Origin of the sequence: Amphritea sp. HPY, from assembly GCF_050870985.1 — a bacterium.
Lineage (GTDB): Bacteria > Pseudomonadota > Gammaproteobacteria > Pseudomonadales > Balneatricaceae > Amphritea.
The window spans coordinates 586205-610143 of sequence record NZ_CP194015.1 but is presented as its reverse complement, the minus strand read 5'-3'; the positions used below and the strand labels follow the sequence as shown (position 1 = coordinate 610143).

The following is a 23939-nucleotide window of genomic DNA, read 5'->3' as shown; positions in this document are numbered from 1 at the left end:
TCTGCCGAAAAACTCAGTGTATGGCTGTAATAATCCGCTGAACAGTGAATTCGCCGCAAACTTCTGTGAGCAGAATTGATACGTCGGCATCACACTAACCAAGCAACTGTACCTATAAATATTATTTTTTGTGTGTCTGTATCCTTTCATCGATTCCCTCTATCCTTTTGCATACCCCCTGTACCCGGATGGACCCGACACCAGATCCCCAAGAACCCCGACCCGTTGAGACCCCTCCCAGATGTACCAATACGATGAGTTAGACCGGCAGGTTGTAGATAACCGCGTACGCCAGTTCAGAGGCCAGATGGAGCGTTTCCTGGCTGGAAAGCTGACCGAAGAAGCATTCCTCCCGCTACGCTTACAGAACGGCTTATACATCCAAAAACATGCCCCTATGCTACGAATTGCCGTGCCTTACGGCATGCTGTCATCGACCCAGCTACGTCAAATCGCCAATATAACAGAGCAGTATGACCGTGGTTATTGTCATATCACAACCCGACAAAACATCCAGTTCAACTGGGTTGATATGACCGCCGTACCTGATATTCTCAGCCAGCTTGCCCAGGTAGAGATGCATGCCATTCAGACCAGTGGTAACTGCATTCGCAATACCACCTCAGATCCGTTAGCCGGTGTAGCAGCAGACGAAACAGAAGACCCACGCCCCTACTGTGAAATTATCCGCCAATGGTCTGCCCTGCACCCTGAATTCGCCTTTCTGCCCCGAAAATTCAAGATCGCAGTAATTGGCTCTGAAAATGACCGGGCATCGATTCAACTGCATGATATTGGCTTACAACTGATAAAAAACAGCATCGGCGAAACCGGTTTCAGGGTCTGGGTCGGCGGAGGCCTGGGCAGAACGCCGATGCTGGCAAGCCGGATCAAAGAGTTTTTACCTGAATCCCAGTTACTCGGGTATCTGAAAGCGATACTGCGGGTATATAACCGCTATGGCCGCCGCGATAACAAATACAAAGCACGGATTAAAATTCTTGTTAACAGCCTTGGAGCTGCTGAGTTTGCCAATCAGGTTGAACAAGAGTTTTGCATAAACTATGACAAAGACCAGAAATTAACCGAACAGGAGTTCGAATACGCCCGCTCGTTCTTTAGCGCTCCTGAATACAAAGCTCTGGCTCCTGAAGAAAACTCAGATCTGAACTGTAGTCTGCAACCACAGTACGATCGCTGGCTTAAGCGGAACGTTCAGCCCCATCGTAAACCAGGCTACGCTATAGTCACCCTGTCCCTTAAATACCGGGGCAAAGCACCGGGTGATATAACCACCGCTCAGTTGCGGAGAATTGCTGAACTGGCTGAGCGTTATTCGTTCGGCGAAGTACGCACGACTCAACAGCAAAACATAGTCCTGGCCGATGTCAAAAAGCAGGATCTGTATGACCTGTGGCTTGAAGCTACATCAATGGAACTGGCGACGCCAACTGTCGGCACTTTATCTGACACCGTGTGCTGCCCGGGCGGAGATTTCTGTGCCCTGGCCAATGCTCGTTCACTGCCAATCAATAGCGCGATTCAACAGCGATTCGATGACCTCGATTATCTCTATGATCTGGGTGATCTCAGCCTGCGTATATCTGGCTGTATTAATGCCTGTGCGCACCACCATATAGCGAATATCGGCATCCTTGGGGTTGAGAAAAATGGTCAGGAATACTACCAGATCACCTTAGGTGGAGAGTCGGGTAGTGCTTCAGCTATCGGTAAAGTGCTAGGCCCATCACTGCCGATGGCTAAAGTCACCGACGCCGTCGAAAACATTGTTCTGTTATATCTGGCACAACGTCTCTCTGAAGATGAGTCTTTCAGCACCGCTTACCAACGTATAGGCAAAGCAGCATTTAAGGATAAGGTTTATGCAACAAATCATTAAAGAAAACAGAATAATCCATAATTCCTGGACCTTAATTGAAGAAAACCAGACCACCGAATTCAGCCCGACAGTGGGGGAATTCTACATTCTCCCCATCTCTATATGGCTGCAACAAGCACCGACATTTATTGATTTTATCGGTGTTCCGGGTATCCGGATCAGTGGTAACGAAGAGCTGGAATCGATCGCTGAAATCATCAGGCTAACGCCACTGATTGCGGTCGAATTTACTGCGTTTACCGATGGCAGTGGTTTTTCTACCGCCTCGATACTACGCCAGACCTATGGTTATGAGGGCGAAATAAGAGCCTTCGGCAGCTTGTTGCCAGACCAGGCACCCTACCTGTTTCGCTGTGGTTTTAATGCTCTGGCACTGCCCCAGGAACATGATCTCGAGGCGGCCCTGATATTGCTCGAAGATAGCGACACCAGCTATCAGGGCAGTGCACTCGAGCCCAGAACGCCGTTTCACCTACGGCTGGTTAAATAGACCAGTCATAAACAGAGCCACTGTTAAATAGACGATATCTGCCAGATTCGCCCTAAAGCCCTGCGTTAGATACGGAGTTCAGGACTTATGATACTGTACGATTTCTCAAGCCCTCTCACCGACAATGCTCGCAACCGCTTACTGTTTCAGGGGGATCTGGTGGTGTTCCGCCAGATACCTGCAATGTTGCAGCTAAGCTACCGACTGGATCAGATAATCAGTCATCACCTGAAACAGGCTATCCCGCCCCAAGCCACGCTTCAGATGACTTGCGAGCAGTTTCATAACCGTATTTCGATGCTACAGAGCGCTTTTACCAGCACCTCCGAATTCAGGCAACTCTGTACTCAGGCTTTACAGCAAGCGGGAATGGCGATAGATAACGCCTTTGCCGACGCACTATTTCTACGCACAGTACCGCCAGAAAAACTCAGTAACAAAGCTCATAACAACAAGTTCCGTGGCAGCATCGCCCACCACAGGGATACCTGGGGCAGTAACATCCAGCCGCAAATAAACTGGTGGAGCCCCATTTATAAAATTACCGAGCAGCGCGGCATCGCTTTTTACCCCGACTACTGGGACAAGGCGATTACCAATACCACCGCCAGCTGGTCATTTGAGGAGTTTCTGAAGAGTCGGGACAGGACCCCTTCCGGACAGCCCGTCAGCTACCCATTCGCCCCTCAGGCTTGCGAACCTGTTGATGAAGGCAAACAGGTACGGATCACGATTGAACCCGGCGACCTGCTCTGTTTTTCCAGCGCTCATCTGCATGCCAGCGTCGCTAATACAACGCAACTTACGCGATTCAGCCTGGAAATGAGAACGGTCAGCATTACTGACCTGTTGCAAGGTCATCAGCCACCTAATATTGATAATCATGCTGATATTCCAATGTATCACTGGTTCAGGCGCATGACCGATCGACAGCTGTTGAGTGAGGCTGTGGCTGACTCGTTAGCTATTAATAAAAAGTGATTTACAAAGAGTTATTAAAAAGAACAACAGACTAAAAACAGAGGCCTGTTAGCAGTGAACAACGCAGCTTTCCTGTGTTTTAATAACTCCCTCTTTATACAGGTGCGCTATGCTCACATTACTATTCGGACTGTTGAAATTAGCCGCCCTGCTTATTCTGGGTGAGGTTATTGCCGATATTCTAAGCTTACCGATACCCGGCAGCATTATCGGCATGCTGTTGTTTCTATGCTTACTGACCATAACCGGGAAGATCCGGAGCAGCAGCCGTCGGGGCAGTGAACTCCTGATCGCTAATCTGATCCTGTTCATACTGCCCAGTGCCACCGGGGTATTCTTTCTCGAACAACGTTTTTCCGAACAGTGGCTGAGCATTGCCACTATTCTCATTGTCGGCACCCTGCTGAGTGTGCTGACTTCGTTCTTACTGTTCATGGCGGTCAGCACTATTAATAAGCCCGGCAATAAGCCTGTTAATAAGCCTGTTAATAAGCCCGGTATAGAGCATGACTGAATTCATGACTTCCGCCATAAACTCAGTCATAAGCTCATCCATAATCACGGGGCCACTCTATCAGACAATGCCTTTTTCCCTGCTGCTCACCCTGTTCGCCTACTTCGCTGGCGTATGGATATTTAAGAAGCTGAGGCGACCACTGTACTGCCCGGCGGTTCTGCTGGCAGCACTTTGCCTTACCGCTTTACTGCATACATTCTCGATTGCATACCCGCTGTATAACCAGCACGTATTCTTGCTGACCCTGATAGCGGGACCGGCAACCGTGGCCCTGGCTTTGCCGCTCTATCAGCAACTGGACCAGATTAAAGCGATGCAGCGGGAAATATTTATCAGCCTGCCATTAGCCGCGATGTTTGCGTCTTTCTATGCCGTGCTGCTGGCGCTCTGCTTAGGCAGCTCAACTGAAGTTATAGCCTCTTTAGCCACTAAATCGGTTACCGCCCCCATTGCACTGGGTATCAATCAACAGCTTGGCGGCACAACCTCACTGATGATGACAGGCGTGCTGGTCACCGGCATCATCGCTATCCCGATAACCAATCTGTTCACTACTCTGCTGAAGATCAAGGATGATCGTATTATCGGGCTGGTTCTCGGTATTAATGGCCACGTTATTGGCACTGTCAGAGCGTTCGAGATCAGTGCCGCCGCGGGGGCTTTTGCATCGCTGGGTATGGCGCTGACCGGAATTTTTACCGCACTCTTTTTATCCCTGGCCTGGCAACTGTTTATCGCATTGGCCATATAGTACAAACCGACCTCCAACGATACACCTTCTTCACTGGCGTAGCTCAGGATCAGATAGCTGTGCAGAGAAGAGTTAATCGCAAACACCACGCCGAAAACCAGCAAGCCACTTAATAATGCGCGAGGGCAAAATGGAACGGCACTAAACTGAGCGCGAGCAAAAAAAAGACCGGGACGACGATTAATAGCTCCCCAGGATGCCATTTTTCTACGCTGGCTCAGAGCGGATCTGGCCTCATTAACAGGGCCTTCAGTGTAGATGCAGGCTACACTCTACATAGGGCTTTGTTATAAATTCAAGCGGGGGTATTTGACATGAATAATACTTGGGTTCTGGTGGCAAACGCCAGTACAGCACATTTATACGCCACAGAAAGACTGGGAGAGGAAATGTCCGTGCTCAAAGAATTTTCTCACTCAGAAAGCCGGGCCAAAGGGTCTACACTCGCCTCAGATCGCCCGGGAAGCAACCAAAGCAGAGGCTCCAGCATGGGATCAATGGGCGACCCGTTGGATCCGAAAGAATTCGAGGCCGAGCGTTTTGCAACAGAGCTGGCAAAAGAGATGGACAAGGGTCGTGTCAACAGAGACTTTCGTCGTCTGGTTCTGGTGGCGGTGCCACATTTTCAGGGGCTTTTGAAGAGCCACCTCAACAATCACACCCGCGCTATGGTAGTAAATAGTATCAACAAAGACTTTACGGCTTTTGGTACCAGAGAATTACCCGGACGCTTAAAAGGGTGCGTGTAAAAATCGTAGCTAATCAACCATTTTTGAAATCAACTATCAGGTAGCGTCAAATACTATTGATGCTATCTGTAAGGGAAAGTCTGATTTTCAGCAGTTATAGTCTCTCAGCTCAGCTCAGATCTGAGCCAGCCTGGCAAAGCAAAAGATAACAGACCAGGCAAATAACAGTATTAGCTCAAACTTGATCTGATATTTTCAAATTCAGGGCGAGCGCTAGTCTTATAAGCTAATGCCTGCTCAGGCACAAAGACAGCGCAGCTGCCAGCGCCAGAAATACCGCCGATACCCACAGACAGCTGCCCATACCGTAAAGTTGAAACAGATACCCTGATAACAAGGTACCTATTAAACGCCCCATTGCGTTGGCCATATAGTAAAAACCCACATCCAGAGAGACTCCGTCAGCACTGGCAAAACTGACGATCAGGTAACTATGCAGGGAAGAGTTAATCGCAAATACCCCACCGAATATAAGCAATCCCCCCAAAAACAGGGTCTGCGGGTACAAACCATTACGCAGGGAAATAGCTATCACCACAGGGATCAGCATTAAACCCAGTGCCCAGAAAAAAGCCTCCCTTCCTCCGGGCAGCCGTCCTGACTTTTTACCTGTGAACAGCGGTGCGATCGATTGAATCACCCCATAGCCGATGATCCACAACGCCAGAAAGCCACCGACCGACCAGTGATCCCAGCCAAAACTGCTGGCCAGATACACCGGCAACGCCACAACAAACCATACATCCCGCGCGCCAAACAGAAACATCCTCGCCGCAGACAGGTAGTTGATCGCCGCACTCTTAGAGAAGACGTGCCTGAATTTAGGTTTATTCTTTGCCTTGCCCAGCTCCTTTTTCAGCAACAACAGGCTCGTTAACCAAACCAGGCCCAGCACTGTGGCCATGGCCAGCAACGCCATCTGGAATCCCAGCAGGGTTAACAGCGCACCACCGAGGAAAAAACCTGCTCCTTTCAGAGCATTCTTTGAGCCTGTGAGGATTGCCACCCACTGATACAGTTTACCCTCGGCATCAGACGGCACCAGTAACTTGACCGAACTCTTGGCACTCATTTTGTTCAGGTCTTTAGCGATACCCGACAGTGCCTGCGCGGCCATCACCCAGGGTACCGTCAGCATTGTCGCCGGCACCAGCAGCATTAGCAGAGCAGCAACCTGCAATCCCAGTCCGATATTCATGGTTCGGTTGAGGCCAATGCGAGCGCCAAGCCAGCCGCCCAGCAGGTTAGTCACCACGCCAAAAACTTCATAAAACAGAAACAGCAGCGCTATCTCAAGCGGGCTGTAACCCAACTGATGAAAATGCAGCACCACCAGCATCCGCAGAGCACCGTCGGTCAGGGTAAAGGCCCAGTAGTTACCTGTAACGATCAGATACTGGCGAATCTCCGGCGCCAGATTAGCAAGAAAAGTCATAGTGACTTACGACTGCTCCTGCTCCGCCACCATGCGCACCAGTTCGACTGTACGGTTTGCATAGCCCCACTCGTTGTCATACCAGAGGTACATCTTCAGCTGGGTACCGTTGATCACCATGGTCGACAAAGCATCGACTATGCAGGAACGGGGATCGGTTTTATAATCCACCGAAACCAGTGGTCGTTCCTCGTAGCCAAGAATATCCTGTAACTCATTCTCAGAGGCCTGCTTAAACAGCTTATTCACTTCCTCTGCAGTAGTTTTCCGCTCCAGTTCGAACACACAGTCAGTGATCGAAGCATTTGCCAGCGGCACCCGCACCGCATGACCATTCAGCTTGCCTTTCAGCTCAGGGAAGATATGGGTAATTGCCGTCGCCGAGCCTGTCGTCGTCGGAATCAGGCTGCTACCGCAGGCCCGGGCCCGGCGCAGATCTTGATGCGGCGCATCGAGAATAGTCTGGGTATTGGTAATATCGTGAATCGTGGTCATTGAGCCGTGCTTAATACCCAGCTGTTCGTGGATCACTTTAACCGCCGGCGCCAGGCAGTTCGTGGTACAGGAAGCAGCCGTAACAATCGGATGAATCGCCTTGTCATACAGCTGATGATTGACCCCCATCACCACATTCAGCACCCCCTCCTCCTTTACCGGAGCGGTCACGACAACACGTTTTACCCCCTGATCCAGATAGGCCTGCAATAAGGCTTTGGTTTTCATCACGCCAGAGGCTTCTATAACGATGTCGCAGCCAGACCAGTCGGTATCTTCAATCGCCGCGTTCTGGCTGCACCTGATCCGCTTGCCCTGAATTAAAATATCAGTACCATCAGGTTGCGCTTCGTGATGCCACTTGCCGTGCACTGAGTCAAAGGTCACCAGATGCGCCAGCGTTGCAGCGTCGCCTGCCAGATCATTAATCTGCACAAACTCCAGTTCGGGCCAGTCCCAGGCCGCCCGGAAAGAGAGTCGTCCCATACGGCCAAAGCCGTTAATACCTACTTTAATTGTCACGTTATATCCTCACTCAGCGGGCAGTCTGATCCGCCACTTAAGCCCGTCATTTAAGCCAGGTGTTTGTGCCTGCGTGGCCAGGTGCAGATTTCATAAACCCGGCCACAGTGCAGCCACTGTTCATCATTTATCACAGCAGGCATGCTCAGCACGCCGTATGTATTGCTGCGCTGAATATCGGTTTGCTACTGCTATAACAATAGCTCCTCACCTGTCAGCAGCAGATATTCATCCGCTCCGGGCGATCACCCATGCGCTTCAGGCGTTCCAGATCAGCAGCCAGGAAATCTTTATTCTGTGTCGCAGTCTCAGCAATGACTTTAAGACACCAGCCTGCTAACTGCGGGTTTATCCGGTAGAAAATCCACTGTCCCTGCCGGCGATCCAGCAGCAGACCACACTTGCGTAGCTGGGCCAGATGGCGTGATACCTTAGGCTGAGTCTCTTTCAAAGCCCCGGTCAGTTCACAAACACACAGCTCAGCCTCCTGTTGAATAAGTAACAGTGATCTAAGCCGGGTTTCATCGGCCAGGCATTTATAAAATTTAACAGGGTTCATACTGTGCTCCATACATACGAATCAGCAGCCAAGACATATGGAAAACCATATATGCGGACAATCATATATATGAATAAACAGATGTACAAGCTGGCATTTATACAGTCAGGAACGGCTCACTAAATTGAGCAAAGAAGTTTAATCAAAAGTCCGCTTCAGATGATAAGCGATCAGCCCGAACAGCAAGCCCCAGAAAGCACTGCCGATGCCCGCCAGTGTCAGACCCGATGCAGTCAACAGAAATGTGATCAACGCCGCTTCACGATCTATATCATCGGCCAGCGCTCCGGCCAGACTATTGCCGATTGTGCCCAGCAGTGCCAGCCCGGCAATAGCCATTATCAGAGGCGCCGGAAAAGCGGTAAACAAGCTGGCCACGGTGGCACCAAACAGCCCGGTAAACAGATAAAAAAAACCGGCATAGACTGAAGCCAGATAGCGTTTATCCGGATCAGGATCGGCTTCTTTTCCCATACAGATTGCCGCGGTTATTGCCGCCAGGCAGTACGAGAACCCGCCAAAGGGCGCCAGTACAATCCCCGTCAGTCCGGTCCAACTGATCAGCGGTGATGCCGGTGTTCGATAGCCGTTGGCCCGCAGCACCGCCAGACCCGGTACATTCTGTGACGCCATCGTAACGATGAAAAGCGGTATGCCGATACCTATCAGGGCAGAAAGTGATATTTCCGGCATAGTGAATACCGGTACCGATAATTGCCAGCTGAGTTCGCCAAGCTGCAGCTGACCGGCAAAGGCCGCTACAACAACACCGACCAGCAGCGCAATTGGCACCGTATAACGTGGTGCCAGGTAACGACACAACAGATAAGTCGTCAACATTGCGCCAACTAATAGCAGGTCTGACTGCAACGAGAGAAACAGGTCCAGACCAAAGCGGAACAGCACTCCGGCCAGCATGGCTGCAGCCAGAGGCGCTGGCACATAGCGCATGATTTTTTCAAACCAGCCGGTTATGCCACACAGAAATACCAGCAGGGAGCTGAAAATAAATACCGCAACCGCTTCAGCCATTGAGACCCCGGACAAGCTGGTCACCAACAGTGCAGCACCCGGCGTAGACCAGGCGGTCAGCACCGGATGCCTGAAACGCAAAGACAGGCCGATACTGGTTAACCCCATACCGATACCCAGCGCCCACAGCCATGAACTAATCTCAGCTGGTCCCGCTCCCGCAGCAGCGGCCGCCTGAAAGATAATCACCGCCGAGCTGGTATAGCCTACCAACACCGCGACAAACCCCGCCGAGATGCGGGATAGACTGAATAGCTGGCCCATATTCACTCTCCAGAATTAGTGCAGGCTAAAATTAATAACCCGCGCAATACCAGGACAAAAAGCACGCCTGAAACCTTGTGCGCTATAACGCACAAATGGACAAGACTACACTTGTACGCTATAACGCACAAATCAAATTTAAAAAAATGAAAACAGGCCTGACCAAAGCATGCAGGAAATAAACCGACACCTGGCCGAAACCCTGAAAGCACTGCGCAAAGATCAGGGCTGGAGTCTGGACAAAACGGCCAAAGCCACCGGTGTCAGTAAGGCGATGCTGGGTCAGATTGAGCGCGGCGAGTCCAGCCCGACAGTGGCAACCTTATGGAAGATCGCCGGGGGATTTAACGTTTCGCTATCGAGTTTTATGCTGCCTTTCCCCGATCAGGAGCAGGACGCAAAAGTCCGTAGCGCCGATCAGATCCGTCACCAGCCAGCCAGCGATGAGATGCTGGTGGCAACGCTTTTCCCGTTTGATCCACGCTTCGGTTTTGAACTGTTTGAGCTAACCCTGCTCCCCGGCTATGAGCGTCATTCTGCGCCCCATGAAACCGGTGTTACAGAACATGTCACCGTTATTTCAGGCACAATGGAGCTCCTGATCAACGGTCAATGGCAAACTCTGGAGCGAGGCTCAGCAATTCGTTTTGCTGCAGACCAGCCCCATGGTTATCGCAACTTTAACGACCAGCCAGCAATATTTCACAACCTGATTCATTACGCTTCAATCGCATCTTCCCCAGTACCTTAAACACGACCCGCAATAATCTCTGACCATGAAACACCTGCAAATATTAATTTCCGTCTAAACTGTAAGTGACCATAAACTGATAATAATCCCTTCCTGGCTAGGGAAAGTATTTAAGGGCTACCCAGGAAACGCTATGAACGGCTCATTTTCACACCACAACCGAGCTGTCGTCGATGTTGTTCTGCGCTATAAGATTCGTAACGCGATTCAACCCGATAACCCAGCTCTGATCAGCCAATGGCTGGCACTGGACAGTTGCCCCAGCTACTACCATCTGCATGAGCAACAAAAACACTATGAACAACAGTTCCGTTTTCTGCTCGATACCATTGCCGATGAGTTACTCCCCGGGCATTGGCGCCGGGCTTGCCTGGAGCAGATTCACAAACCGATGAAAGCACTGTCACAGATCACCTACCGTAAGCCGGACATAAAACATCTGGGTGAACTATACGACGAGCTCCGCATTACCTGTGACTACGTCTCAGGCAGCCTTAACCGGAGCACAGGGTAAACAGGTATCCGTATGCCAACCGCGGGTAATAAAGGCTTTTCTGATAAACTGCTCAGTACAGATGGCTTGTCATATACAAAACAGACCCGTACTGAAACCGACAGCATGGGCAGTGTTGAGCTGCCGGCTGAAGCCCTGTACGGCGCCCAGACCCAGCGGGCGATCAACAACTTCCCGATCAGTGGCCAGCTACTACCTATCAGTTTTATCAAAGCGCTGCTGCTGGCCAAATGGGCAGCGGCCAAAACCAATGCAACACTCGACCTGATACCCGCCAACATGGCCCAGTCAATCGCCATGGCGGTGGAACGGCTGCTCAATGATCCTGAACTGATGCAGCACTTTCCTGTCGATATCTATCAGACCGGCTCCGGTACCAGCAGCAACATGAACGCCAACGAGGTATTAGCCGGCCTGGCAAGCAAAGTCTATGGTCAACCGGTCAGCCCCAACGACCATATAAACTTTGGCCAGAGCAGCAACGACATCATCCCTTCAGTCATTCACATCAGCGCCGCGATCGAGCTGGACGCTGAGCTTATTCCCGCACTGCAGCACCTTGCCAGCTGTATCCGAAAAAAAGCGACCAGTCTGTCTGGCAATGTAAAAACCGGTCGCACACACCTGATGGATGCGATGCCGGTCACTATGGCGCAGAGTCTCAACGCCTGGGCCAGCCTGATTGAGCAACATATAAGACAACTGCAGCAGCTACAGCCGGAATTGCAGCAACTGGTTCAGGGAGGCACAGCAGTCGGCACAGGCATCAATACCCACGCCGATTTTTCCACACTGTTCTGTCAGAAACTCAGTATTCTTACGGGTATAGAGTTCAAACCCGCAGTCGATCTTTTTGCCGGCATCAGTGGCCAAAGCACCGCGGTTAGCCTGTCCGGCCAGCTCAAGGCAACCGCCACCAGCCTGATGAAAATCGCCAACGACCTGCGCTGGATGAACTCAGGCCCGTTAGCAGGCTTAGGCGAGATCGAACTGGAGGCCCTGCAACCGGGATCATCAATCATGCCTGGTAAGGTCAATCCGGTTATCCCCGAGGCTACGGCCATGGCTGCCGCGCAGGTAATCGGTAATGACAGCGCCATCACCATCGCGGCCCAATCAGGCAACTTTGAACTCAACGTCATGCTGCCCCTGATTGCGAATAACCTGTTAAGCAGCATAACGCTGCTCAGTAACAGCAGCCGCCTGCTGGCAGACAAGGCCATAACCAGTTTTACTGTAAACCAGGCACAGCTGGAACATGCCCTGGCCCGCAACCCGATCCTGATCACCGCCCTCAATCCGGTGATCGGCTACGAAAAGGCCGCCGCCATCGCCAAACAGGCATACAAAGAAAAACGCCCCATCATAGACGTTGCAGAAGAGAACACTGAACTTAGCAGGGATGAGCTGAGCCAGCTGCTCGATCCGGCACGGTTGACTAAGGGCGGACTATAATAACGACAACATCACAGTCTCTTATACCCGGTTAACTCAACAGAACCCTCACCGTAATGACTATCAGTCACTCAACAGTGTCATCACAATAGCAAACAGAAAAACCTGCTTAGAGATCCTTTTGCCCTGGTGCAATTTCAAGATACAAGCTGTAACGAGGCACGGCTAAGCGCCTGCCTCTGGGATGATTAATCCCGGATGGAGCGCGCCATTTAATCAGTGAAATAAGTAGGATCAGATGAAACTTGTCTACCCAATCCTTTCAGGAAATAAGATCAGAAGGTGTACAGAATGGCTGCCATGCCGTGGGTGGTGCTGTCATCAACGACGATCGGGCTTTCTGTCACCGACAGGCCAAAGGTTTCCCAGCTCAGCCGGCCCACCAGGCTCCAATGTTCATCAAACTGGTAGCGACCGGTCAGGCCCAGCTCTACGCTCTGATCGTCATCATCGCCAAACTGGGGAAATTCGGCGGTCGCTTCTTCCGGATGGACCCCGTAATAGTAAGCGACAAAGGTCGCATCGCGCCGGATGTAGGCTATGTGGGGGGTCAGCGTCAGACGGTCCAGTACGTAATCGTACTCATGCTTAATGCGTTGAAAATCACCCTCGTAGGTTTTGGAAATATCAACATTGGCTTCGTACGATGTCAGGCCAAGGAAAGATTTGTAGCTGATGGTCACTCCGCCCTCGACCGATGTATCCCGATCCTGGAAATCACTCAGGGTATCACTGCGATCCGGATCAAAACCTTCACGCTGATGCATCGCGTGGATCGCCACACTGAACTCATCACCTTCCCAGAAGCCGTTATCCTGCCAGAGATCGTACCCTACCTTGGTGCCATCGAGGAAAAAGCGGCCGTCCCGGTAAAATGCCTGCGGCACCAGATCTACCCTGGGGTCGGTACCAATGTACATATCGTGGCCGACCTCGACCATTAATCCCAGAGTCAGGGGCTGGTCTGTGGCGGCAACAACATGGGGGCTCCCTGCTCCGATTATTGCCATGATTGAGAACAGCTTGAACCAAGTCTGCTTGTACGGATGAGATAAATTTTTAATAGCCATGGGATTAAGTTTTAGCTCAATCTGGTGAGATCGCAAGGAAAAATGGGCTCACCATCAATGATGGTCAGTGCAAAACTATTGAACAAGTGAGATCAGAAACCTGCATCACTAATACCCGGTTAATTCAACATACCCCTCACCGCGATGGCTCCCAGTAACCTCAACCGCCCCCTCCCAATAGCGAACAGAAAGCCTGTTTTCCTGATCCTTATGTCTTGGAATTATCTCAAGATCCAGACCATAGTACGGCACTTTTATGCGCCAGCCGCTGGGATAACTGACCCCAGCCGGAGATCGCCATATACCGGTTGCCTGCATATCGACCTGATCAGGCTCAAGGGGTAATCGCACGCCGGACTTATCGATCAGAGACACCTGCCGGAAGTCCTGTTTACCGCTGTCAGAGCGCAGCACTATAAACATCATTTCCCGGCCGTCATCCAGCTGCAGGGAAAACCAGTCCCAGCCGGTTTGGTACTGCGCCAGGCTGTTACTGCTCCACTCATGGTCATACCAGGCAAGACCTGAAACAGGAACCGACTCCCCCGCTATCTGCACAACCCCCTCCACCCGCAAGCGGGTGAAAGAGTAATAGTAGGACGCAAAACCCGGTTCGGGACGTTTCGGGCTGTAGCCGTTACTCCCCTGCAAAACCTTAGGTTTTTCAGATATTAATCTGAGCTGATAACTGAACCCTTTTGCCGGATCTCCCGCTGTAACCAGCGCCGGAAACAACGCCTGGTCCGAACTGGATTTCAAGTTCCAGCTCTCCAGCCAGATGCCCGGAGGCTCGCCTGAACTGCCGGCCAGCCCCGGCCCCTGCCGGGAGAATCGCTCAGCACTCAGATGAACGCCCCGCCGGAAATCAGCCAAAGCGATGTGTCCCATATAGAATTGGGGCTGTAACCACTGGTTAACCGCCTGCTTTCCCGCTGGATCGGAAACCGCCAATGCCTGCCGGAAAATAGTGAACTGGAATCCCAGATGATGATCGGGATCATCCCGCCGCCAGAGATTACCGTTGAGGTACCACCATTCGCTGCGAAACGCAGGATGTGCCAGATGATCCCGGGGAAATACCAACGTATAGTCAGGCCTGGCCCGGGCAAAACCCTGATCTGACTGAGAATCTGCGCTCAGAAAATCGGTCATAGAAAGCGCAGATAACGGCGCTTCCCGGTGTTCATCATCCCCGTAAAAACGAAGGCCGATAACGGCTATGATTACAACTAACGTGCCGATCGCCAGCAGCAGCAGGGTAACCTTCGATCTCAGTGACCAGAACATAGCTTACTCCCAGTGCCGTACGCCCTGCTGACGGGAAAACCGCCAGGCGGGATAGATTGAAGCTAGAAGGGCTGCGCCTACCGACACAGCCAAAGCGGTCAACCAGCCTATCGGCGATGCCGCATACGGAATACTCCAGCCAAATGCCCGTAGTTGCACAACCGAAGTCAGGCTCCATGACAAGGCCTCCCCCGCCACGATTGCCATAAGCCCGGCAGCAACGCCCAGAATCAGTGCCTGGCCCAGCAGAAGCAGCAGCAACTCTGTGCGGCTGAAGCCAAGCGCTTTGAGCAGAGAAACCTCCTGCTGCCTTTCCAGCTGTATCGCCAGCAGGCTACTCAGCACACCGATAAATGCGACTAACAGAGCTAAAAGTCGCAGCACATCGGTGATAATAAAAGTCCTGTTAAATACTTCCAGTGAACGTGCCAGCAGCGTCGACGCGCGTTGAATGGAAAGCGCCGCCTGCTGACTCCAGCGGGCACGGATCTGCTGTTCAATACCTTCAAACGGCACACCCTCTTTCAGGAACAACGCCACTGCATAAGGCTCCCGATCAGGCCAGTAGCGATCAAACGTTTTATTCAGGGTTAGTATGCGCCCACTGTCACTGCCATAGTCATAATAGATTCCGGCGACAGTAAAAGCCTGCTCCCCCCTGCTGCCGGATAATACCGCCGAGGAGCCGGCTACCAGTCGCATCCGGTTCGCCAGCGGCTCACTGATCAGAATACTGTTGCCCTGCTCCAGCTTGTGCCAGGCCAATTGCGCATCACTATCAACAAAGCGATATGCTGCGCGCATCTGCAGTGGTAGTTCTGAGCCGTATATATACACCGGCCGCTGCCCTACCGACAGCTGGGTACGTTTCAGTGTTGCGGCAGTTTCGACACCATCGAGAGCAGATAGCCCACTGATAAAAGCGTCAGGCAGCGGCGTTCTGATGCCGGGCAGGACTTGCGCTTGCGTGATGTATAGATCGGCAATTAATCGCTCCTGTAACCATAGCGATACCGCATCCCTGAAACTCCCCACCATGCCGCTGATGCCAACAGTAGCGGAGATCGCAATCATCAGTGCCATCGCGGTGATACCGGTACGGCTCTGGTGTCGTACGGTATCCCGGATAATCATCGAGAGTACCGGAATTCGTAACGACCAGCCGTAATACCTCAGTAAGGTATCCAGCGCGGCACTGAGCAGACGCAGCCAGATCGGCATAGCCAGCGCAAAAGCCAATAGCAACGCAGCGACTGCAATAAACGCCCCCCACAAACCACTACCCGCCCAGAACAGCAGCAGCACTGCCAGAAGCAAACCTGCGCCGGCGCGTAAGAACAGGAATTCATCCGTTCTGGCACTGCGTTGTTCCTGCAGGTAGCGTTGCTGCAACAACAGGGGAGAGACAGTTGCAACTTCGCGTCCAGGTATCCAGGCCGCGAGATAACTGCCGCCCACGCCAACCAGAACCAACTTAGCCAGCGTCGCCGGTTGCAGTAAAAGCAGTTCCAGAGACGTGCTGGCATAAAGATCTGACAAGGTCTGTAGCATAAGACTTAACAGAAATTGCGCCAGCATAACCCCCAGACCGACACCGGCTAATGTAGAAATCAGCGCGATCAGCAGCAACTCAAGCACAAGATAACGGTATAATTCAGAGCTTTGCATACCGATCGCCCGTAGCCGGGAAAAGACAGGCCGCCTCTGGCTAAGGGAAAACCAGACACTGCTATAAACCAGAAACAGCCCCACCACCATCGCCAGTAGCGCCATCGCCTGCAGATTAAAATACAACGCTTTTGCCAGCTGGTTTTGTTCCGCCCTGGCCGTCGCAGTCGCTTCCAACCGGATCCCGGCTGGCAACAACTCTGCCACCGCCGATGCTTCCTGCTCGGTGAGTATCATATCAACATGGGATAGCCTGCCGGTCATATTAAGCAGCGACTGCGCCTGGCCGATATCCATTATCAGTAACTGTTGCAGTCGGGGATCATCACTGTCGTCGAGTAACCCCAACACCCTTACCTGCCTGGGTCCGGCCGGGGTCTGCAGTGGCAACATATCGTTAACCGCGATACCCAATGCTTTTGCAGTTGATTCAGCCAGCAGCGCTGCAGGATTGTCCTGTAGTGCAAAGGGGGTAACCCGGGGAGTCATCAGCCGGTTAAGCTGCTGCCGAAAGCCTTGTTCTCGCAGTGGATCAACGCCGATCAGCTGCATCAGCAGCTGCTGGCCCAGATTATCTTTAAGCGGCGCGGTAATCACCGGCGCACTACGCCAGTCGCGAGGATCGCGACGCAACTGGGTATAGAGCGTTTCAGGGACAGGCTGATCGGCCAGAACGCGATGGGTTGTGCTGCCAGATAACTGCAGCTGCGCCTGACGAAAACTGTGCCGCGCACTGTCGGCTGTCACATCGACTGCGGTTACCACCGCAACCCCCAGCATTATCCCAAGCATCAGCAGGGCCAGCTGCCAGGGATGCCGTGTAAAATGTCTCAGGCTGGCACGGGCAATCATCGGTCCACCTGCTCCAGCACACCCCTGTGTAGCTTGAATACCCGGTCGGCATGGGCCGTCAGGTGCTCACTGTGAGTTACCATCACCAACGTCTGTTGCTGCTGTCGTACCTGTTGCAACATCAGTTCAAGTACCTTGTCAGCGGTATCATTATCCAGGCTGCCGGTGGGTTCATCCGCCAGCAACAGATCAGGCCGGTGTACCAGTGCCCGACAGATCGCCACCCGTTGCTGCTCACCACCGGATAGCTGCTCAGGAAAACAGTCTCTCTTGTCCCCCATGCCCAGTAATACAAACTGCTGTTCCGCCCGATCAGACTCACTCAGACGGCCGTTCAGTGATAGCGGCAATAACACGTTTTCCAGCGCCGTTAACGTGGGTATAAGATTGAAGAACTGATAGATAACACCGATATGCTGGCGTCGAAAAGCGGTTCTGGCGGGTTCATCCAGCGCGGTGATCTGTGTGCCGAGTATTGAAATACTGCCCTCGTCAGGGGCCTCCAATCCTGCCAGCAAGCTAAGCAGGCTCGACTTACCGGAGCCACTGGGCCCCAACAGCATCAGCACTTCGCCCCGGGATAATGTCAGATCAAGGTTAGAGAATATCGATTGACTGCCATCCGCCGACGGATAGCTTTTACTCAGACCCTCGACTTCAAGTAATGACATGCCTGCGCCCTAATCAGCAAAGTTCCTGATTACTATAGTTCACCGGCTATGATCAATGCTGCAGCCTGACAGCAGGTAGTCGGGGAATTTGAGAGTTAAATACTCAGTAAAGGCCTGCCTGACATTGCAGCAATAATGTGCAAAATTCGACAGTTAAGCAGTTTCAGCATGCAACTCGTTTGGCTGCCATTCACCGGACTCAATCCAATGACCGAACTGATCGACCGTCATCGGTTTGCTGATAAGGTAACCCTGGGCAATATCACACCCTTCTGCTTTTAGTTGTTCCAGCGTGGCCTGGTTTTCAACACCTTCAGCCGTGACCTGTAGCCCAAGATTGTGGGCGAGATTAATCGTCGCATTAACAATGACTGCATCACTTTCATCGCTGAGAATATCAGACACAAACGAGCGGTCAATTTTCAGCTCTTTCAAAGGCATCTGTTTCAGATAGGACAACGAAGAATAGCCAGTCCCATAATCATCAATAGAGAAATGAAAACCCATATCATTGATTCTGTTAACGATCTCCAGAGCGACCTCCGGGTTACTCATGATTGAGCTTTCGGTAATTTCCAGAATGATCCATTCGGGGTCAACTCCTGAGGTACCAGCAACCCCGGCAATCAGATCCGGCAACTCCGGATTATTCAGATCTTTAGCCGACAGGTTAATTGAGACTGACAAATCAAGACCTTGCTTGTGCCAGGCAGCGCATTGGGCAAACCCGGCTTTCAAAACCCAGATACTTAGCGACTGAATAATCCGGGTTCGCTCCATTAACGGAATAAAGTTATCCGGCATTAACAAACCATGTTTAGGGTGGTTCCAGCGCACCAGAGCCTCTGCACCACACAAGCGACCGCTGCTAATATCGATCTTGGGTTGATAATAAAGCTCCATCTGATTTTGCAGCAAAGCCTGATTAAGCTCACTCATCAGGGTCAGCTGACCCGGATTATGAGCATCAAAAGAAGTGTCATAAACCGCATAACCCTTGTTCGAATTATGCGCGACGTATAAAGCGATACCAGCCCTTTGCACCAAAGTATCGACATCTTCACCGTGCTCAGGAAAATGGACTATGCCGACATTTGCATGGGCCGATAATTTAACTTTACCGACAAAAAAAACGGCATCCAGCACCCGCTGGATACTTTCTGCAACCGCTAACACCTGATATCGCCCCTCAACATCGGTGATCAGCAGGCTGAATATATTACTGTCGATACGAGCAATACTGACGGGGGCAGAAAAAGCGCTCTCTAACCGTACAGCAACCTGTTTAATCAGGCTATCACTGCCATTTCTGCCCAGGGTATCGTTTATTTCTTTGTAATTGGCTATCTCAATCAGCAGGATCGACAGCGCTTTACCCGGCACATTTTCAGCCAGACAAGCTTGTTCCACCCGATCATAGAACAGCGCTTTGTTAGGCAGGTCGGTGAGAATATCGTGGGTTGATGAGTGTTGCGCCTTCTTCTCAAAATCATCGGCTTTATCCCGTAATTCACGCGTCTGGTCGATCACCAGGGCACTGGCTTCATAGGCGATAATTGTACTGGCGTATTGCCCCCAGAAACCAAAGGCAAAAGGCACGGCATCCAATACCCAAAGCGCGTAATTGGTGCGCTGGGCCTCCATAATCCCACTTAAAGTCACCGAACCATCGGCAAAAAAGCAGGCTAAGAAAGTCCCTGCAATCAGAGCCGCAATGGCAATCAGCACGCCCTGAAATGCTGCCCTGGATACTCTGGACTTCAGTACTGTAACGTTGTTATGCAGAAAGTCGTTGGTTGATCGATTCATCATATGCACGGGTCATATTCCCTGAGACCGTAGAACGTATGATTCAACATAGCAACAGCACATGAAGGCGCCACAAAAGAATCGTAGTTTTATACCCAAGATGGGGGCATCCCGTTTTGAACCACTATCAGATCTTCTTCAAACAACAGCACACGATAAAACTAATCACGACTCAGAACACCACGGATCACGAAAATCTGACAAAAAAAAGCCCCTCTAAAGAGGGGCATAAAGAGCCGAGTAAGCGAAAAGAAAGCAAAGCTCGACGACGGTAAAACCCATCACACTGAGAGAGCGTGATGGGGGCGGCTTCGACACTACCAGCCAATTCGGACGTCGAAGCCTGAGGGACTCATATCCATGAGCCGTGACTATTACTCAGCTACCGGGTTTACTCAGAGGCAGCGATCAGGCTCGCGTTACCACCAGCGGCTGTCGTATCGATGCACAGGTGGCGCTCGATAACGTAACGCTCAGCGGAGTTCTGTTCAGTAATCAGCGGCAGCAGTGCGCCATCACGCCCGGCCAGAGCGATACGGTACTGGCGCAGGGTTTCACTGTCAGCATTACTGGCGATAGCGGCAAAGCCGTCAACTGATTCCAGCGCTTGTGGCATCAGCAGACCATTGATCGCAGTAACCGGCAGATCACGGGCAATAGCTGCAGCCATAAACTGTTCCGCTTCAGGAGCAATAACCACGACGGCATTACCCTGAGACAGCGCGATCGCCGCCTGCGTCATCGCAGTTACGCGATCGGGTCCCAGGCAGAGCACAACGCCACGACCGTGATCGGACAACAGATTCAGCTCGCCGGTTGGTCCAGGCATCTCCTGTGGCCCATGCTGCAGGGACGCGAAGTCGATACCGGAATCGGAGAACAACGCCTGCATCACTGCAGCGCGATCTTCGGTTGCAGCCCAGGCACTGTTATCCAGCGTATTAATCGCAGTTTGTAGCTGAACGGCATTGACCGCAGGTACCAGTTTGCTGGATACGCTGGCAACATCCGGCTTAATGAAACGCTTAACATAGTGCGGACCACCAGCCTTAGGGCCAGTACCGGACAAACCTTCACCACCGAACGGCTGGGAACCAACAATAGCGCCGATCTGGTTACGGTTAACGTAGATATTGCCAACTTTGATGCGATCGCAGATTCGCGCCACACGCTTATCTACCCGGGTGTGCAGGCCGAATGTCAGGCCATAGCCCTGATCATTGATCGCATCGACCACCTGATCGAGCTCGCTGGCTTCAAACGTAGCTACGTGCAATACCGGACCAAAGATCTCCTGTTCAAGCTGCTCGATACCATCCAGCTGAATTACGGTTGGTGCAACAAACAGACCTTCTTCCGGAATAGCCAGACTCTTAAGAACCCGACCTTTAGCGGCAAACTCGCGACAGTGCTGTTCAATCTTGTCTTTTGATGCCTGATCGATAACCGGACCCACATCGGTCGACAGCAACCATGGGTTACCAACCTTCAACTCATCCAACGCACCGAACAGCATCTCCAGCAGGTTTTCGGCTATATCTTTCTGTACATACAGCATACGCAGTGCTGAACAACGCTGACCGGCACTCTGGAAAGAGGATGCCAGAACATCACGCACGACCTGCTCCGGCAGCGCGGTTGAATCGACAATCATCGCGTTGAGACCGCCGGTTTCCGCTACCAGCGGGGCATCCGGGGCAACCTTTTCGGCCATCACTTTATTGATACGTTGTGCGGTCGCGGTAGAACCGGTGAAACAAACGCCGGCAATACGGGCATCCGAGGTCAGCGGCGCACCCACTGCAGCACCGCTACCTGGCAGCAGCTGCAGCGCATCGGCAGGGATACCTGCTTCATGCATCAGTGCGACGGCACGGGCGGCGATCAGTGGCGTCTGATCGGCAGGTTTAGCAAGTACAACATTACCTGCGGCAAGTGCTGCCAGAACCTGGCCCGAGAAGATCGCCAGCGGAAAGTTCCATGGCGAGATACAAGTGATCACACCACGGGCTTCACCAGCGGCTTCATTACGGATCCCTTCTTCGGCATAGAAACGGGCAAAATCAACCGCTTCACGTAACTCACCTACCGCATCCAGCAAGGTCTTACCCGCTTCACGGGTAACCAGGGTGAATAACTCGGCATAATTTTCTTCGAACAGATCAGCAACCTTGCGCAGACATTCTGCACGCTCAGCAGCGGTTTTGGCAGACCAGCTGACAAAGCCCTGTTGCGCGGCAGTGATTGCCGTTTCGATATCTTTGGCCGATGCAGCGGTGACCTGACCGACCAGATCCTGCGGCAGCGCCGGGTTATACACAGGGGAAAATTCAGAACCTTCTGCGGCACCCGCAATCATCGGCTGCGCCAGCCACTGGGTATCTTTAAATTGCAGGCGAGCAGCTTCGATTTCGGCATTTTCTACCACATCAGTGATATCCCAGCCCTGGGCATTGCGGCGGTTTTCACCAAACAGCTGTGCCGGGCGACTGATCGCCTTGCTGCTGATCTGATCGCCCATCGCAACGATCTGAGCAAACGGATCGCGGGCAATATCTTCTGGCTTGATGCGGGTATCGACGATCTGGTTTACAAACGAACTGTTGGCACCGTTTTCCAGCAGACGACGCACCAGATATGCCAGCAGGTCTTGATGAGCACCGACAGGCGCATAAATTCGGCAGCGTGTATTGCTGTTTTTCAGCACGCTATCGTGCAGGGATTCACCCATGCCGTGCAGGCGCTGAAATTCAAACTTATCATTGCTCAGATCCTTCGCCAGATGCAGTACAGAGGCAACAGAATGAGCATTATGGGTGGCGAACTGAGGGTAGATACGGTCAGTCATGCCCAGCAGCTTTTCAGCACAGCAGATGTAAGAGACATCGGAGTTTACCTTACGGGTAAATACCGGAAAGCCATCCAGACCCATCTCCTGGGCACGTTTAATTTCGGCATCCCAGTAGGCGCCTTTTACCAGGCGGATCATTATCTTGCGATCCAGACGATTGGCCAGGCTGTACAACCAGTCGAGGGTATGGGAAGCACGTGGTCCGAAAGCCTGTACAACAATACCAAAACCATCCCAGCCAGCCAGCGCAGGGGCAGCGAGTACCGCCTCAATAACATCCAGCGACAGATCCAGACGATCGGCCTCTTCGGCATCAATATTGAAGCCCATGTTGGCTTTTTTAGCCTGCAACGCCAACGACAGAGTACGCTCAACCAGCTCTTTCATGACCCGCTCTTTCTGAGCGAACTCATAGCGGGCGTGCAGTGCTGATAGTTTTACCGAGATACCCGGATTCATCCGGATATCATCATTAATACAGGCAGGCGTCAGTTCAGCAATGGCATCAGAATACGCGGCGTGATAACGCAGGGCATCGGCATCGGTACGCGCCGCTTCACCCAGCATATCGTAAGAATAAGAGTAACCCTGCTTTTCCAGTTTACGGGCATTCTTAGTCGCTTCTTTAATACTGCGACCCAGGACAAACTGTCGGCCCAGCTCTTTCATCGCCTGACCGACTGCAGTACGTACTACCGGCTCACCAAGGCGCTTGATCATACCGCGCAGAGTCTGGGTAACACCTTTGTCTTCAGCAGGAGCGATCAGCTTGCCGGTTAGCAACAACGCCCAGGTGGAGCTGTTAACCAAAGAGGAATTAGACTGACCCAAGTGGTCACCCCAGTTACCGGAAACAACTTTGTCTTCGATAAGGGCATCGATAGTAGTGGAATCAGGCACCCGCAGCAGCGCTTCGGCCAGACACATCAGGGCGACGCCCTCTTTAGTGGTCAGACCGTATTCACCGAGGAATTTTTCCATCATGGAAGGTGAGCTTTCGTTACGAACTTTAGTTACCAGCTGTGCTGCGTTACCGGAAATAGCTGCACGATCGGCTTCAGACAAACGAGCATTAGTCATCAGTTCACGAATCACTTTAGCCTCATCGGCCAGGTAATACTGGCGGATGGTCTTGCGGCACTGGTCAGTTGTTAAGTTCATAATCTCACCTTCAATCGTTATTACCTCTGCTCCTGACAGTTAAGCAGAAGAGCGGGATATTGTTTTAGCTATTCTAGCGAGATCAGATGAGACGCTTTTCCTAATTTACTTAGTTACATGCAGGAAAATAACTATTTTTTAACAAAATTAACGAT

At 51.9% G+C, this 23939-nt stretch carries 19 protein-coding genes and 1 pseudogene; 9 read left to right on the top strand and 11 right to left on the bottom strand.

Going from position 1 to position 23939, the window contains the following annotated elements; genetic code table 11:
- The first annotated feature begins 241 nt into the window (after positions 1 to 241).
- The 5 genes from ACQUQM_RS02515 to ACQUQM_RS02495 all read left to right on the top strand — a co-directional run bounded on the left by ACQUQM_RS02515 (position 242) and on the right by ACQUQM_RS02495 (position 4639).
- Positions 242 to 1900 carry a nitrite/sulfite reductase gene (locus ACQUQM_RS02515; RefSeq protein WP_432472904.1) on the top strand — a complete coding sequence of 553 codons (1659 nt, stop codon included), beginning with the start codon at positions 242 to 244 and terminating at the stop codon, positions 1898 to 1900.
- Positions 1884 to 2390, top strand: coding sequence for a DUF934 domain-containing protein (locus ACQUQM_RS02510; RefSeq protein ID WP_432472903.1), 507 nt, complete (start codon positions 1884 to 1886; stop codon positions 2388 to 2390). Before ACQUQM_RS02515 ends, ACQUQM_RS02510 begins: the two co-directional genes overlap by 17 nt.
- Positions 2391 to 2477: 87 nt before the next feature.
- On the top strand, positions 2478 to 3371 hold the full coding sequence (locus ACQUQM_RS02505) for a hypothetical protein (RefSeq protein ID WP_432472902.1): 894 nt from the start codon (positions 2478 to 2480) through the stop codon (positions 3369 to 3371).
- Positions 3372 to 3480: 109 nt separating this feature from the next.
- On the top strand, positions 3481 to 3885 hold the full coding sequence (locus ACQUQM_RS02500) for a CidA/LrgA family protein (RefSeq protein ID WP_432472901.1): 405 nt from the start codon (positions 3481 to 3483) through the stop codon (positions 3883 to 3885).
- A complete protein-coding gene (locus ACQUQM_RS02495) occupies positions 3878 to 4639 on the top strand; it encodes an LrgB family protein (RefSeq protein WP_432472900.1) in 762 nt (253 codons plus the stop codon). Before ACQUQM_RS02500 ends, ACQUQM_RS02495 begins: the two co-directional genes overlap by 8 nt.
- Here ACQUQM_RS02495 and ACQUQM_RS02490 read toward each other — a convergent pair.
- A pseudogene (locus ACQUQM_RS02490) lies at positions 4621 to 4755 on the bottom strand (organoarsenical effux MFS transporter ArsJ); the annotation flags it as partial. The gene ACQUQM_RS02495 and the pseudogene ACQUQM_RS02490 sit on opposite strands and share 19 nt — an antisense overlap.
- Positions 4756 to 4953: 198 nt before the next feature.
- Here ACQUQM_RS02490 and ACQUQM_RS02485 point away from each other — a divergent pair.
- Positions 4954 to 5388, top strand: a complete 435-nt coding sequence (locus ACQUQM_RS02485) for a host attachment protein (RefSeq protein WP_432472899.1) — start codon at positions 4954 to 4956, stop codon at positions 5386 to 5388.
- A 226-nt stretch (positions 5389 to 5614) separates the two neighbouring features.
- Here the strand turns inward: ACQUQM_RS02485 and arsJ are convergent, their stop codons facing one another.
- The 4 genes from arsJ to ACQUQM_RS02465 form a co-directional block, all read right to left on the bottom strand.
- The gene (gene arsJ / locus ACQUQM_RS02480) at positions 5615 to 6823 is read right to left on the bottom strand and encodes an organoarsenical effux MFS transporter ArsJ (protein ID WP_432472898.1); all 1209 of its coding nucleotides are present in this window, start codon (positions 6821 to 6823) and stop codon (positions 5615 to 5617) included.
- Between the two features lie 6 nt (positions 6824 to 6829).
- The gene (locus ACQUQM_RS02475) at positions 6830 to 7840 is read right to left on the bottom strand and encodes an ArsJ-associated glyceraldehyde-3-phosphate dehydrogenase (protein ID WP_432472897.1); all 1011 of its coding nucleotides are present in this window, start codon (positions 7838 to 7840) and stop codon (positions 6830 to 6832) included.
- Positions 7841 to 8054: 214 nt separating this feature from the next.
- Positions 8055 to 8399 carry a metalloregulator ArsR/SmtB family transcription factor gene (locus ACQUQM_RS02470; RefSeq protein ID WP_432472896.1) on the bottom strand — a complete coding sequence of 115 codons (345 nt, stop codon included), beginning with the start codon at positions 8397 to 8399 and terminating at the stop codon, positions 8055 to 8057.
- A 138-nt stretch (positions 8400 to 8537) separates the two neighbouring features.
- Complete coding sequence (locus tag ACQUQM_RS02465; protein ID WP_432472895.1) at positions 8538 to 9695, bottom strand: benzoate/H(+) symporter BenE family transporter; 1158 nt, start codon at positions 9693 to 9695, stop codon at positions 8538 to 8540.
- A gap of 169 nt (positions 9696 to 9864) precedes the next feature.
- Here ACQUQM_RS02465 and ACQUQM_RS02460 point away from each other — a divergent pair, with 169 nt between their 5' ends.
- The 3 genes from ACQUQM_RS02460 to ACQUQM_RS02450 all read left to right on the top strand — a co-directional run bounded on the left by ACQUQM_RS02460 (position 9865) and on the right by ACQUQM_RS02450 (position 12415).
- Positions 9865 to 10446 (top strand): helix-turn-helix domain-containing protein, encoded by a 582-nt coding sequence (locus ACQUQM_RS02460; protein ID WP_432472894.1) that lies wholly within the window; start codon positions 9865 to 9867, stop codon positions 10444 to 10446.
- 133 nt (positions 10447 to 10579) lie between these two features.
- On the top strand, positions 10580 to 10960 hold the full coding sequence (locus tag ACQUQM_RS02455; protein WP_432472893.1) for a hypothetical protein: 381 nt from the start codon (positions 10580 to 10582) through the stop codon (positions 10958 to 10960).
- A 105-nt stretch (positions 10961 to 11065) separates the two neighbouring features.
- The gene (locus ACQUQM_RS02450) at positions 11066 to 12415 is read left to right on the top strand and encodes a class II fumarate hydratase (protein WP_432474788.1); all 1350 of its coding nucleotides are present in this window, start codon (positions 11066 to 11068) and stop codon (positions 12413 to 12415) included.
- Between the two features lie 275 nt (positions 12416 to 12690).
- On the opposite strand, the gene ACQUQM_RS02445 is transcribed toward ACQUQM_RS02450, so the two are convergent.
- The 6 genes from ACQUQM_RS02445 to putA all read right to left on the bottom strand — a co-directional run bounded on the left by ACQUQM_RS02445 (position 12691) and on the right by putA (position 23784).
- Positions 12691 to 13425, bottom strand: coding sequence for a MipA/OmpV family protein (locus tag ACQUQM_RS02445; protein ID WP_432472892.1), 735 nt, complete (start codon positions 13423 to 13425; stop codon positions 12691 to 12693).
- A gap of 168 nt (positions 13426 to 13593) precedes the next feature.
- A complete protein-coding gene (locus tag ACQUQM_RS02440) occupies positions 13594 to 14772 on the bottom strand; it encodes a lipocalin-like domain-containing protein (protein ID WP_432472891.1) in 1179 nt (392 codons plus the stop codon).
- A gap of 3 nt (positions 14773 to 14775) precedes the next feature.
- Entirely contained in the window at positions 14776 to 17292 is a 2517-nt protein-coding gene (locus tag ACQUQM_RS02435; protein WP_432472890.1) for an FtsX-like permease family protein, read from the bottom strand.
- Positions 17289 to 17963 carry an ABC transporter ATP-binding protein gene (locus ACQUQM_RS02430; RefSeq protein WP_432472889.1) on the bottom strand — a complete coding sequence of 225 codons (675 nt, stop codon included), beginning with the start codon at positions 17961 to 17963 and terminating at the stop codon, positions 17289 to 17291. Before ACQUQM_RS02430 ends, ACQUQM_RS02435 begins: the two co-directional genes overlap by 4 nt.
- A 153-nt stretch (positions 17964 to 18116) precedes the next feature.
- Entirely contained in the window at positions 18117 to 19775 is a 1659-nt protein-coding gene (locus tag ACQUQM_RS02425; protein ID WP_432474787.1) for a putative bifunctional diguanylate cyclase/phosphodiesterase, read from the bottom strand.
- Positions 19776 to 20163: 388 nt separating this feature from the next.
- Positions 20164 to 23784, bottom strand: coding sequence for a bifunctional proline dehydrogenase/L-glutamate gamma-semialdehyde dehydrogenase PutA (gene putA / locus ACQUQM_RS02420; protein ID WP_432472888.1), 3621 nt, complete (start codon positions 23782 to 23784; stop codon positions 20164 to 20166).
- Between the last annotated feature and the right edge of the window lie 155 nt (positions 23785 to 23939).